The sequence below is a fragment of the Pseudodesulfovibrio mercurii genome (assembly GCF_000189295.2).
Taxonomy (GTDB): Bacteria; Desulfobacterota; Desulfovibrionia; order Desulfovibrionales; family Desulfovibrionaceae; genus Pseudodesulfovibrio; species Pseudodesulfovibrio mercurii.
In genome coordinates, this window is record NC_016803.1 from 2765322 (window position 1) to 2779014 (window position 13693).

At 65.7% G+C, this 13693-nt stretch carries 8 protein-coding genes; 2 read left to right on the forward strand and 6 right to left on the reverse strand.

The window, feature by feature from the left end:
- The first annotated feature begins 224 nt into the window (after window positions 1-224).
- Window positions 225-968: a hypothetical protein gene (locus DND132_RS12495; RefSeq protein ID WP_014323113.1), complete on the forward strand. Its 744-nt coding sequence runs from the start codon at window positions 225-227 to the stop codon at window positions 966-968.
- Here the strand turns inward: DND132_RS12495 and DND132_RS12500 are convergent.
- The 6 genes from DND132_RS12500 to DND132_RS12525 all read right to left on the reverse strand — a co-directional run bounded on the left by DND132_RS12500 (window position 965) and on the right by DND132_RS12525 (window position 12465).
- On the reverse strand, window positions 965-6478 hold the full coding sequence (locus DND132_RS12500) for a preprotein translocase subunit SecA (protein ID WP_014323114.1): 5514 nt from the start codon (window positions 6476-6478) through the stop codon (window positions 965-967). The genes DND132_RS12495 and DND132_RS12500 overlap by 4 nt on opposite strands.
- A gap of 170 nt (window positions 6479-6648) precedes the next feature.
- Window positions 6649-7923 (reverse strand): tyrosine--tRNA ligase, encoded by a 1275-nt coding sequence (gene tyrS, locus DND132_RS12505; protein ID WP_014323115.1) that lies wholly within the window; start codon window positions 7921-7923, stop codon window positions 6649-6651.
- 44 nt (window positions 7924-7967) lie between these two features.
- Window positions 7968-8219, reverse strand: a complete 252-nt coding sequence (locus DND132_RS12510) for a hypothetical protein (RefSeq protein ID WP_014323116.1) — start codon at window positions 8217-8219, stop codon at window positions 7968-7970.
- Between the two features lie 47 nt (window positions 8220-8266).
- Window positions 8267-9088 carry a hypothetical protein gene (locus tag DND132_RS12515; RefSeq protein ID WP_014323117.1) on the reverse strand — a complete coding sequence of 274 codons (822 nt, stop codon included), beginning with the start codon at window positions 9086-9088 and terminating at the stop codon, window positions 8267-8269.
- A gap of 333 nt (window positions 9089-9421) precedes the next feature.
- Entirely contained in the window at window positions 9422-10192 is a 771-nt protein-coding gene (locus DND132_RS12520) for a type III pantothenate kinase (protein ID WP_014323118.1), read from the reverse strand.
- A gap of 95 nt (window positions 10193-10287) precedes the next feature.
- Window positions 10288-12465 carry a methyl-accepting chemotaxis protein gene (locus DND132_RS12525; RefSeq protein WP_014323119.1) on the reverse strand — a complete coding sequence of 726 codons (2178 nt, stop codon included), beginning with the start codon at window positions 12463-12465 and terminating at the stop codon, window positions 10288-10290.
- A gap of 184 nt (window positions 12466-12649) precedes the next feature.
- Between DND132_RS12525 and DND132_RS12530 the strand changes: the two genes are divergently transcribed.
- Window positions 12650-13693: a hypothetical protein gene (locus tag DND132_RS12530; RefSeq protein WP_014323120.1), complete on the forward strand. Its 1044-nt coding sequence runs from the start codon at window positions 12650-12652 to the stop codon at window positions 13691-13693.

Genomic DNA, 13693 nt, shown 5'->3' on the forward strand with positions numbered 1-13693 from the left:
GCCCCGCCTGCGGGATGGTCTGCGGTCTTGCGCCGCGCGGCCTTGCCGGGCGCCCCTCCTGTCGGGGCGACTTTCCTCTCCCTTTTCCCGCAATCAGGGCGACATGTTTCATTTTATCGGCCCTGTTCTCCACCCGGTACGCGTTGGCCGCCATAAGGGAGGTTGGCGCGCGGCGAAAATCCGCGACGCCGGACGACGCCCGCAACAAACCAAAGGAGAACGCAATGCTTCGTCAACAACGAGTGGAGAGGGCCCTGTTCAATCATTTACCATTGGTCGTGGCGGGAATCAGGGAGGTCTTGGAGGAGCGCTGCGCGGCCGGGGCCGTTGTCCTGCATCTGGCTCCGCAGGTCGAGCGAATGCTGCGGGACGCCTATGCGCGGGAGGTGACGCCGGTGGGGGACGTGCTGCGTTTTTTGGGCGAGGACGCCGAAAGCAGTCCGCGAAGCCTGGCGGCGCTGGGTTTTCTCAACGCGCTTCAGGCCCGGCTGTCCGAGGTCCTGGAAGCGGTCGCCGACCTGTCCAACCTCGAGGAGGCAAAGCTGTGGGCGTGGGTGGAACGCCGCTGTTTCGCTCCCCGCATGATGCTCGACTTCCGGCATCTGGCCGTTGTTGCGGAGACGCCGCGCATCGATGAGATCGAGCTCATGGAGGCCATCATGGGGAAGGATCGAACGGAACTCGCGACCATCCGGGCCGGGGTGGTCGAGCGGGGCGCGACGCAGAACAATTTCGGATTCGATCTCGTGTGCCAGCTGTTGGCCGGAGAACCTGTCCGCACCGGGTTGCAGCGGATATGGCGAACGGATTCCATCAAGCGGGCCGTGGCCATCCGCGACCGCCTTCAGACCCTTCCCATCGAGGAGCGGCAACGGTTTCCCGGCCACGCCGTCATGCTCCACCTGGCCGAGTTCACGCTGGAGCGGCTCCGCCTGCGCGTAACGGCCGAAACGGCCCGCCGCCGCTAGCTTCGCAAGGCCCCCGCCTCGTCGCTGCCCAAGGGCCTTTCGCCCGAGGCCGCCAGTTCGTCGATGCACTCCTTGTAATCGAGCGGCCGACACAGGCTGATGGGCGATTCATAACAGTGATATTCCGTCTGGTTGTCCAGGGAGCGGTTGAAGAAGCTCGGCGTCGGGTTGTCGTAGGCGTCGCCGATGACCCGCATGAAGGGAGCCATGTCGAAGAGGGGCCTTCCGTCCGCCCTGCCGAGGTACAGATCGTCGGGGGTGGGCAGGTCCTGGCCGGGAGACAGCGTGATGGTGAGCGGACGTCGCTCCGGCCCCGTGAAGTCGTGGAACAGGGCGGAATGGGCCCCCTCTCCGAGATACGTGACGGAATCCACATGGAGGAGCCTGAGCGATGTCAGGCCGTCGGAAAGCAGGGCGTACAGGTCGTTGACCGCGCCCGTCAGCAGATAGGCCAGCCTGCCTGGGGGGCCGTTCAGCGAGAAGTGGCTCATTTTGTTGCGCAGCTGGCCGATGGCCTGAAACACATGCGTGCTGACGGCCGGGTCGGCCTCCGTTGCGTACGGGTTGTCGTCCGGCCGTCCCCCTCCGGGCAGGATGTCCGGCAGCTTATCGAGCAGCAGGCGCATGTTCGCGCTCGGCTCGCTGTCGAGCAGTGGGGCGATGAGCACGGCCTTGAGGTAGCCCCATTCCTCGGAGTCGCAGTCGGCGAGGCCCGCCAGGCTGGAGTGCATGGCTTCCCCCAGGCTGCCGTGGGAGAGGCGGCCCATGGACTGGATCTGCCGGATGACGCCCCGCTTCTTTTTCTCCGGGCCGCAACGCAGATAGGCCCCGCAGAGCGTGAAGGTGATGAATTTGAACAGCGCCTCGAACGCCTCCATGGCGTGCCGGGCGATGTCCTCGTTGCTCACGCCGCCCCAGGGCGTGGACGGGCACCATTGCAGGTTGCCGAAGGTCGCGTACAGGGGCTTGGGCCACCCCCGGCTGACCTCCTTGGTCAGCAGGGGTACGTGGACCAGCCTGTTGTCGTAGGAGATGTAGAGCACCGGAGGGGCCTCGGTCTCTCCGGCGGGCCCGGCCCCGGCGGCGACCGGAACCGGGGCCGGTTCCCCGGCCTCCGCCGGAAGCGGCGTCAGCCAGTTCTTCACTTCACGGGCCATGAAATAGGCGAAGAGGAGGGCCGAGGCTCCGAGCTGGACCGGAGCGCCCAGGCCCAGCGCCGGGACAAGGGAGTTCACGACGTGCAGCGGGAGCAGGACGGTGACGGCGCTGAGGATGGCTGCGGGCAGGGCCGCCTGGAGGACATCCGTGAACGGGACGGGGCCTCGTGGCCTCCACCCCCAGGAGAAGCACTTTCCGATGGTATTCCGAACGGCATGCTCCCTGCCGTCGGCCATGACCGCGCGGAACATCTCCTCGGCCTCCTGGAGGATGTCCTTGTCCAGCTCATTGGAGAAGGAGGTCTCCGGGGCGTCGAAGTGGCGGAAACGCCCAAGGCGAGCGGTTTCGATATCCACGCTCTGGGTGAATTCGCCGACGATGCGGGACAACACGTAGGCGCAGCAGCCCGCCGCCAACAGGAACAGGGGCGGGTTCGGGGGGAAGCTCGCGGCCCGGCCGGTCAGGAACAGCGCCGTGGCGCGGAGCGCGGCGTGCAGGATGAGCCCGAGGATCAGGAAGAGGCTCATCTTCTGGATGCGGCGGAGAGTCATGGCCGTGATCGCCTGGGCGGCGTGCTCGATCGACCGGGCGTTTTTGAGCAGATATCCCTTTTCGAAAAGGCTCAGCACGAGGGGGGTGGAGACATATCTGGTGATCAGGGGATATATCCAGGTCGTGTAGGAGGCCGTCAGCAGACCCAGGGTCAAGGTCCCGGCCAGCGGCCATGCGCAGAGGCCGGCGAGGAAGGAAAAGGCTGGAGGAACGGCCGCTGCGACCATGTCCGCCACGCCCGAGAGGACCAATCCGGCGGGGACCGTCAACAGAACGAGGCAGAAGAAGAACAGCGCGTTGGAGAAGGGTATCTCGATGACGGTGTCCTGCCGTTCGTTCCCGCTGTACCGTTCGACGGCCAGAGCGGATTTCGCCTTGAAGAGCCATGCGCCGGTCATGGCGAACAGGATGATCGACCCGGCATAGACGGCCATCAGGGGCTTGGACGCGGCGTAGGTCGCGTCGAAGGTCGAAACCAGCAACGTCAGCAGTATGATTACCGGCAGGACGATCTGCTTCGTCCGCAACAGGTATAACTGGTACATTCCCATGCCGATCCACAACACGCAAAGGATCATCAGGGTTCCCGCAGCTTCGGCAAGGGGCAGGGACGAACCCGTCAGCTCCCGCACCAGAAAGAGGACGGCGAGGGTTCCGAGCGGAACCGCGAAGAACGGCAGGCTGAGATTGAAAAAGATGGATACCCTCCTGCGCAGGATGATGTAGGGAAGCAGGAAGATCAGGAGGGGGAGGAACAGGGCGGAGGCCGAGGCGGATTGCCATTGGGCGACACCCGCAAAGGAGAGGACCCCGGCCGCGGCGAGGACCGCGAGGGTCCAGCGCAGGGGACGCGGGTCGGCGTCTTTGAACAACTTGCGGGGCTGCAGGAGCAGGCCGGGGAGGATGCCGAACAGCAGGAGCGCGCCTCGGCTCAATGCTCGCCCGGTCAGGAGCCCGTCCAGGGAGGCGAGGATCGGGTTCGACAACGCCTTTTGCCACGCGGAGACGTCCCACCAGCCCGGGACGTAGAGCAGGCCGAAGAACAGGGCAAAGAGGACCAGGCCGATCTTGAGGTTCTGGGCGGGATCATTGGCGGGACCGGCCAGCCGTTTCAACGGACTCGCATCCAGCATGCCGCCCTTGATCGGCGGCAACTCCCGCCACCGGGGCTCGGCCGCCACGAAGGTGCGTTCGGCAGGCCGCGCGTCCTCTTCATCGGGGTCGCCGAGCGGGAATTCCAGGAGCCCGTGGATGAAGGATTGCTCCAGTTCCCCGAGCTGCAGCCAGAAGCAGCGGTCCAGCTCCAACAGGAAGCGGGAATACGCATCGGGCGAACTGGCGTTCCCGAGGATGGTCTGTTGCAGGGCCTGGTACCGTGCGAGATGATTCTGCCACATCGCGTCCAGTCGCAGGAGGAGCGACACGCGCGCCCGCACGTTTCCCATTCGCGGCAGTGCGCGGTGCACCCTGTACAGCAATTCCTCGGCGAGCCGCGTGGCCACGGTCTGGCGGGAAGACCCGGCCCAGTCCTGCAAGTCTTCCGGATCGAAGACGCCGAAGACGCAGGCGTCTTCGATGAACGCGTCGGAGAACCGGGTCGCCTTGCGGGGGTAATGGTCCGTAACGACCTGGGTGGCCCAATTGAGGACCATGCTGTCGATGTCGCCTTCGATGGCGGTGTTCAAGTGCAGCAATTTGCACCGGAAGCCGTAGACAAAGGTGCGCTGGCCGTCCAGGAACGAGTCGATATGGTATATCGACCTTCGTTTTTCATAGGCCGCCGCCAACAGCTTCCCCTGCGCCCTGTTGATGGCGTTGGCGACCATTTGGGTGCTGATCGGCACATCGGGCTCCAGGCCGAATGATCGCATGAGCAACCGCGTGGCCGAGGCGGTGAGCATTAGCCACTCGCTGTCGAGTGAGAGAATGAAGAGGCTCGTGCCGGGAGCGCCCCGCCGGGCCGTTCGCCCCCTGACCTGCGCGTCGATGGCCGGCGACATGCTGCGCATCAGGCCGATGACCAGCAGCCCGCCCTTGTCGCGCGCCTCGGGGCTGACCTTGATGTCCGTGCCCCTGCCCGCCAGCTTGGCCGCGATGGTGACCGCTCCGGGCTCTCCGGCCGTGGCCAGGATGGAGGCCGCCTGCCGGGCGTTGCCCGCGACCAGAAGGCGGGACCGGACGCCCCGGGCGAGCAGATAGTCCCGGACCGCCTCAGCCAGGCCGATGTACGGGCAGTCGATCAGAACCGGGGCGCCGGTTCGCCAGGCCTCGAGCGTCAGCTCCCCGGCGCCGCGAACGGCGTCGGCGGTGGTGGGATATATCCTGTCCGGTTCGTCTTTTCGGATACACGGGGTGGCGCTGGGGATCAGCTCGGTGACGAGCCCGTAGAACTGCATGAATTCGTCGGCGTATTCCCTGGCGGTGGCGGTCATGCCCGAAAGGCGGCCGTAGAGTTGGACATAGTGCTGGATGGAGATCAAGCCGACGCGACGCATCGTTTCGCGTACTTTCGGCAGATCGAGGCCGTGCTTGAGGCGGAGGGCGATATCCGTTTCCCAGCCGAAGGGGGCGGCGTTTTCTCCCGTCTTGAGGCAAACCGGCCTGATGACGTCGTCGGCGATGTAATAGTGCTTCTTGTCCTGGAGGCCGAAGCAGGCATTGACCATCGTGTCGAGCAGACGGAGGACCTCCATGCCCCGGGGGCCGTATTCCCAGTGCTCCTCGGATTCGTCGACGGCAAAGGCGGCGAAGGCCTTTTGCCGTCCCCGCTCCGTGGCGCTCCACTTCCCGAGGTGGCGGATGTCGCCGCTCCGCTCGTCGAAGTGCCGGACCACCTCGAACATCCGGATGAAGTCCCGGTTTGTTCCTTCCGCTTCCGCAGTCGCCGCGTTCAGCATGTTGTGTTCGCTTCTGGCTTCCTCGATCAGCGTGTCGTCGGCTTCGTCGAGGATGAGCCAGTCCTGGCGGCCGTCGAAGAGAAGCTCATCGGAATTGAGCGTGGTTTGATCGCCCAGGTAGCCGAAGATGAAATCGCTGATCCGGCCGTACACGATGTCCGCGGTGCGGATCTCTTCCGCCCCTTTGTCCCGGGGGGCCTCGCAATAGGCATACGTCCGTCCGCCGATGCAATGGGTCTCACCCGTTTCGAAGGACTCCGGCTTCTCCCCCGTTTCGTCCACATTCAGGAAGTCGAGGAATGAACTGAATTCGTCGTACATCCCGTCTTCGGGCGTATCCTGCTCCGGCGGCATCTCCTTGAGCCAGCCGATCCGCCTTTCCGTGAGGAGGGCCGCTTTCAGCCCGAGGGCCATGTAAAGCGGGGACATCTCCAGGAAGTCCCGTTTGGCCAGGTAGGCGTTGTAGGTGGAGATGTGGACCTGTTCGCCCTTGAGCGCGCCGCAGCACGCCGCAATGGCGGCCGCCAGCGTCTTCCCCTCACCGTTTTCCATCTGGATGATCCGCCCCCGGAGGAGGGCGATGGCCGCCTGGATCTGGTTCTGCCGGGCGTTGAGATTCCCCTCCAGCGTGCGCCGGGCGATGATCCTGAGCAGCGCGAGCAGGCGGGGGTACTCCTTGTCCTTGAGATTCCGGAAGTCCTCGAGGCGCAGCGCGGCGGCCCGCGCCTCGTCGGCGAGCTCCGGGAGCGGTTGGGCCGGTTCGTCCCGTCTGGTCTTTCCGGAAAGACCGATGATGTCGCTGACAAGCTGGCGGGTCTGCCTGTCCACGTTGCGGATGCCGGTGTCGATGAATGCCCGTTTGGTCGAGTCGAAGATCGTTTTGAGCGCGTGCGGGTCGAACATGGCGGTGCCTCTGGGTGTGCTCTTCGTGGTGCGGTCAGGCGGCCGAAGTGGTCGAGTGCGGTCGGTCTTCAACGTGTATTCAATAAACGCATATTGCTCAACCCCTTGAGGGTAAAAAAAGGCCGGACGGCATAGCCGCCCGGCCCTGCGCGGGAGGAGGAAAGGGCGCGTCAGGCCGCCCGGGCGCGGGAGACCACCCCATGGATTTTCCGCCCCTTGCGGACGATGAGCATCTCCCCGTCCAGGAAGTCGGCGTCGGTCGGGACAAAGGCGGCGTCGCGCACCCGGCGGTTGTTGACGTACACGCCGCCGCCCTGGGCGTCGCGGCGCGCCTGTCCGCGCGATTGGGCCATGCCCAGGCCCACGAGCAGGGAACACAGGTCGGTCGGGACGCCGTGTCCCAGCACCAGGCTGGGCGCGGCGGACACCGCGCCTCTCAGAGCGGCCATGTCCACGGCGCGGAGGTCGCCGTCCCCGAACAGGGCCTGCGCCGCGCCGACCACCGCGTCCAGCGCCGTGCGACCGTGGACCATGCAGGTGACCTCATCGGCCAGGCGGCGCTGGGCCTCCCGCAGGTGGGGCCGCTCCTCCACCGCCGCCTCCAGTTCGGCGATGACCGTCCGGTCCAGGAAGGTGAAGAGCTTGAGGAAGCGGATGGCGTCCCGGTCCTCGGTGTTCAGCCAGAACTGGTGGAAGTGGTACACCGGGGTCTTTTCGGCGTTGAGGAAGACGGCGTTGCCTTCGGACTTGCCGAACTTCCTGCCGGAGGCGGTGGTGAGCAGCGGCAGGGTGATGCCGAAGGCCCGACCGCCGGCCGCCCGGCGAATGAGATCGATCCCGGACGTGATGTTGCCCCACTGGTCGCTGCCGCCTATCTGCATCCGGCATCCCTCTTCGCGGAAAAGGTGCAGGAAATCGAAGGACTGCAACAGCATGTAGCTGAACTCGGTGTAGGAGATTCCCTCGCCTTCCCGGTCGATGCGCCCGCGAACCGATTCCTTGTTCAGCATCGCGTTGACGCTGAAGTGCTTGCCCACGTCGCGCAAAAACTCCATGGTGTTGATGTCCTTGAACCAATGGTAGTTATTGCGCAGGACCGGCGCGGTTCCGGTGTTGCGCCGCACGAACGCCTCGATCTGGCCGCCGATCATCTCGGCCTGGGCGGCCACGGTGGTCGTGTCGATCAACTGGCGCTCCACGTCCTTGCCCGAGGGGTCGCCGATCATGCCGGTGGCCCCGCCGAGCAGGAAGATGGGGCGCAGGCCGCAGCGCTGCATGCGGACCAGGGTGGTCAGGACCAGCAGGTTGCCCACGTGCAGGCTTTCGGCCGTGGGATCGAATCCGGCGTATACACCGTTGCCCCGGGTGCCCAGAAATCGTGCGATGCCTTCGGCGTCGGTCATGTCCTGGATGTTGCCTCGCCATTCAAGTTCGTTCATCAGCATTTTTCCTTCCTCCATGTGTCTTGCGTTCAGGTTCGGGGCGGCGGTCAGGCCGCGCTCTTCATGAGGTTCCGGTTCTTGCGCTGGGACTTGCGCATCTCCACTTCCTTGATTTCGTCCAGGACCTCGCCGGTCTGCTCCAGGAGTCGGCGCATGCCGTCCAGGACGTCGAGGTAGGTGGTGTCGGGGGTGTCTCCGATGCGTTCGGCGATGTGGCCTTCCAGCTTTTCGGGGTCGATGGCCGGGAGGCCGTTTTCCACCAGCTCGTACATGATGCGGGTCAGGTATGCGCTAACCATGGTCTCTCCTTCGGTTGTCGGTTGTCGGTCGGGGGTTTGTCGGTCGATCAGTGGGCGGACTGGCAGCGACGATGCTTGGCCACGCCGCTCAGCGCCCAGGTCAGGCCGCCGATGATGAGCATAAAGATCAGCCAGTTGGGAATTCGGATCAGGCCGGACATGTTCGCTCCGACCATGGCCAGCGCCAGACCACCGGCAAGCTTGAAGTCGTTTTCGCGGAATCCCTCCTGCGAATGGCAGAGCCAGCCGATGACCACGCCGGTCATGGTCAGGCAGAAACCCGCGCCCACGGCGGCGAGCACGTTCGACATGACGGCGCTCCGTGCGCTCCAGGCCCAATCCACGTTGTCGGCGGCCAGGGCGCAGATCCCGATGAGGAGCATGACCACGCGGGGCATGGTGTCGCCGCCGGCGATGCGGGCGATGCGGCTCAGGACGGGGGCTTCGGTGAAGACCAGGCCGAGCAGGATGACCATGAGCGAGGTCAAAAGCCGCATGTTGGACGGGATGACCGCCGCCAGCGGGGTGGCCAGGCCGGCGACCAGCACCGCCGCGATGCCGATGATGAGGTAGGTGCGCACGGCGCACAGCGTCCGCGACAGCAGGGAGCCCTCGAGGTTCGTGGCGCTGACGATGCAGGCGGCACCGCTGAAGGCCATCAGCCCGAAGGCGATGCTGTCCGAGGTCGAGGAGAACAGTCCGCTCCCCAGCGAGGAGACGTAGAAACCGTCCAGGACGGGAAGCAGCCCCATGAAGAGCAGGCGGGTCTGCGCCTTTCCGCCGAGCATCTGGTTCGTCAGCCTGTGCGCCCTGTCTCCGAGTGCCTCCGCTCCCTTCCGCATCATCGAATAGGCATAATTGGCGGTCATGTCGTACCTCCTGTGGTTTGGTTGACCGGATCGTGCTTCAACCAGACCTTTTGGCGGTGAACCGACTTTGGACCCGCAAAAACTCGAAAAAAGAATATGTTTATTTTTTAGCTATTAAATTGAGCAGGTTGCGATTTTCCGGCCAGGCGGATGGGGCGGTGCCGCCCGCCTCCTCGGGCCGGAGCCCGCCCGGCCTTGCGGGTGTTGCCATCCGGGGGATACCCCGCATGCGCAAAAAAAACCCCCCGCCATGATGGGAAACATGGCGGGGGGGCGCGGATATGTGGAGGGTGCCTTTCGGCAGGTTTCGGCCTTGGGCCGTCCCTTGATCCCCTATCTGTTGTAGTAGGCCATCCAGAGGCCTTCCATGACCAGGTCGGGGCGCAGTTCGTTTATGGTTTCGGAGAGTTGGGCGATGGTGGGGGCGAGGCCGCCGGTGGCGATGACGAAGGGGTCCTTGAGTTGCTGGGAGAGTTTTTGGACCAGGCCGTCGATCATGGACGCGAAGCCAAAGACGAAGCCCTGGTTGAGGCACTCGGCCGTGCTCTGGCCCCAGTGGAGGGTGTTGCTCTTGACCGTGAGGTCCACCTTGGGGAGTTTAGCGGTGCCCGAGGCCAGGGCCGAGGCCGAGGAGAGCAGGCCGGGGCAGATGAGGCCGCCCTTGAAGGCGTTGTCCTGGATGCAGGCGCAGGTAGTGGCGGTGCCGAAGTCCACGACGATGAGGTTTTTCTCGTCGTAGGTCATGCGGGCGGAGTAGCAGCCCACCAGGACGTCCGCGCCGACCTGTTCGGGGTGGGCGTATTCGTTGTCGATGTCCAGGGGCAGGTCGCGGCCCGCGAACAGGCAGTCGCATTCCAGGAACCGGGCGGCCATGCTCGTGATGAGCGGGTCCAGCGGCGGGACCACGGAGGAGATGACGCAGGCCTCGATGTCGGTGGGGGCCACGCCTTCGCGCAGGAGGATGGATTCGATCTTGAGTCCCCAGTCGTCGTCGGTGTTGGCCGGGCGGGTGGGGAGGGTGTAGCTCTCGTTCAGTCCCTGGTCGTCGGCCAGGCAGAGCTTGGTATTGGTGTTGCCCGCGTCGAACAGCAGCGTTTTGCCCATGGCGTGTCTCCTTTCGGAGTGTTTCTACTTTTTCGGGGCAAAAGACAAGGCCCGCGCCGAGGAGGAAAGACGCGGGCCTTGGGCCGGAAGGGCCGTCAGAACTTTTCGAAGTCGCTGTCGTCGGTCATGTCCAGGTCCACGCCGGTGTCGTCCGGGCCGCCCGCATCCGGTCCGATGATGCCGCTGGAGGGAGCGGGCAGGGACCTGGCCTTGCGCGGCCCGACCGAGACCGTGGTCCCGGCGGGCGCGGTCCGGGCCGAGCCCAGGCGGAAGTAGCCGATGATCTGTTGCAGCTGCATGGCGTGGCCGGTCAGGGTGTGGGAGGCGGCGGCCACGTGTTCGGACTCGGCCGCGTTCTGCTGGACCACGCGGTCCAGTTCGAGGACGGCGTCCTTGATCTGGATGGCGCCCGCGCTCTGCTCGTCGGAGCTGACCGAGATTTCGCGGATGAGCTCGGCGGTGCGGGTGATGTCCGGGACCATCTTGTCGAGCATGGCCCCGGCCTGTTCGGCGATGGCCACGGAGTCGACGGACAGCCCGCTGATCTCGGCGGCGGCCACGCCGCTGCGTTCGGCCAGCTTGCGCACCTCGGCCGCGACCACGGCGAACCCCTTGCCGTGCTCGCCCGCGCGGGCGGCCTCGATGGCCGCATTGAGGGCCAGGAGGTTGGTCTGGCGCGCGATGTCCTCGACGATGGCGATCTTGTCCGCGATCTGGCGCATGGCCTCCACGGTCCGGGTCACGGACCGGCCGCCTTCCCCGGCGTCGCCCGCGGCCTGGCGGGCGATCTTCTCGGTCTCGCGGGCGTTGCCCGTGTTCTGTTCGATGTTGGCGGTCATCTGCTCCATGGAGGCGGAGACCTCCTCCACGGCGCTGGCCTGGTTGGACGCGCCCTCGGCCAGGGCCTGGGAGGTGTCGGTCAGTTCGCCGCTGCCCGCGGTCACGGACTCGGCCGCTCCCTGGACCTGGGCGACCACCTCGCGGAGCTTGCGGCCCATGGCGTTGACCGCCTCGCCGAGTTCGTCCAGCTCGTCCCGCAGGCGGCCCGTCCGCGCGGGCAGTCGCGGCACGTCCAGGTCGCCCTGGTTGATGTCGGTCATGACGGTCACGGTGGCGTTGATGGTCGAACTCATCTTGCGGGCGAAGAGGATGAAGACGAGGACGCCCAGAAGGAGCATGGCCGCGCCGATGCCCACGGTCCACCAGTTGGTGGAGTCCAGGGCGGACACTGTGGCCCGCTGGCCCTCCATGAATTCGTCGAGATAGCCGGTGCCGAGGATGACCCAGTCCCAGGGCTTGAAGTAGACCGCGCTGAGGATGGCCGTGCGCGGGCCGCTCGGGGAGGCCAGGCCGGTCTCCAGGGTGACCACCTTGCCGCCCGCCTCCCTGGCCTTCACGGCCAGGTCCTTGTACACGGCCCGGCCCGAGGCGTCGGTCTGGGACAGGATGTTGGCGCCCTCGGCCTTGTCGTCGGGATGCATCTTGATGACGCCCTCGGACGAGCCGGACCCGCCGAACACGGTCAGGAAGCCGGTGCGGCCGAGCTTGACGTTCTTGAAGGCCCGGCGCAGCTGCTCCACGCCCTCCTGGAGGATGCCCACGTACAGGCAGCCGATGACCTTGCCCGAGCCGTCCCGGATGGGCCGGTACTGGGTCAGGTACCAGGCGTTGACCACGAAGGCCGTGCCCCGGTAGGTCTCGCCCGCCCTGACGGTCCGGGCCACGGCCGACGAGCCGGGGATGAAGGTGCCCACGGCCCGCTTGCCGTCGGTCTTGAGGATGTTGGTGGCCACGCGCAGCAGGTCGCCCGACTCGTTCATGGTCTGGAAGACCGTGCAGGTGGTCCCGGTCAGCTGCATGATCTCGTCCACCAGGGGGGTGGGCGTGCCCGGGTCGCTGTTCTGTCCGAGCCAGTCGGCCCCCAGGGCCAGCCTGGGCAGGGACACGGCCGAGGCGGCCTTGCTGATCTGGTTGACCGCCCGCCACTCCACGGTTCCGGGCAGCAGGCGCAGCCCGCCGCCGCGCCGTTCCAGGTCCAGGACGACGCGCATGTCGTTCTCGAGCTGTTTGGTCAGGGTGGCGTGCTGGGTGTCGAGCAGGTTGCGGGCGTCGTCCACGGCCAGGGTCATCTCGGCCTGGGCCTGGAGGTCGAAGTGGGTGGTCAGGGTCTCGGCGACCTTGGAGCTCTGCCACAGGAGGATGCCGAGGATGCAGGCCGCCGTGGTGCCGACCAGGGCGGTTCCGAGCAGTGTAAGCTTGGGTCCTATGCGCATGAAACGTCCCCTTGGTTCTCGGGTTTCGTTTAGGACAACCATAGCAACTCCAAGGGAATGAACAATTATAATCCGGCGGGAAGAACGCCCGTTCGCCGCCGCAAAATGTCCGGTTGTGTTGTGCCCGTCCGGGAAATCACCTATAGACGGATGATATATCCGTCATGACACAAGGAGTGCCGTCGTGAATCCCGCTTCCCTGATCCCCATGGCCGAACCCATACCCATCCACTGGGCGTGGTTCGATGTCCTGCTCATCGCCACCTTCGCGGCCCATGTGCTGTTCATGAACGCCATGCTCGGGTCCGCGGCCATCGGCCTGGTCCAGGCCGTGCGCGGCCGGAACACGCTCATCCGCGAGGTGGGCATGAAGCTGCCGCCGCTGCTCGCCCTGACCATCAACATGGGCGTGGCCCCGCTGCTCTTCCTCCAGGTCAACTACGGCAACTTCGACTACGTCAGCTCGGTGCTCATGGGCGGTTGGTGGCTGGCCGTGATCTTCGTGCTCCTCTATTCCTACTACGGCTTCTACCTGTACAAGTTCAAATACGAGACCATGGGCGCGGGGCTGCGCCTGGCCCTGTTCGGCTCGTCCGTGCTGGGCATCGTCTACGTGGGCTTCATGTTCTCCAACAACATGACCCTGATGCTCCGGCCCGAGGGCTGGGCGCCCTATTTCGACGGCTATGCCGGGTTCCTCAACTGGCGCGATCCGGCCCTGTATCCCCGGTTCCTGCACATGATGATCGGGGCCCTGGCCGTGGGCGGCCTGTTCGTGGCCCTGCTCGGGCGGCACAAGCAAAGCGAGGACTTCGTCCGCACCGGCATGTGGTGGTTCACCCGGGCCACCATGGTCAACCTGGCCGTGGGGCTGTGGTTCCTCATGGCCCTGCCGGACAAGGTCATGCTGGCCTTCATGGGCCACAACCTGCCCGCCACCCTGACCCTGGTCGCCGGGCTGGCCTCGGCGGGCGTGCTGCTCTACGCGGGCTTCCGCATGGAGCCCATGCGCGTGGCCGCCTGGGCCGCAATCACCGTGTTCCTCATGGCCTGCGTCCGCCACTGGGCGCGGGTCCTGTACCTGGACCCGTGGTTCTCAATGGACACCGTGCCCGTGACCAACCAGTACGGCTCCTTCTACCTCTTCCTCGGCTTCCTGGTCGGGGGCGGGGCGCTCATGGCCTACATGCTCAAGCTCTATTTCAAGTCGGGACAGGGGAGGGCGTAG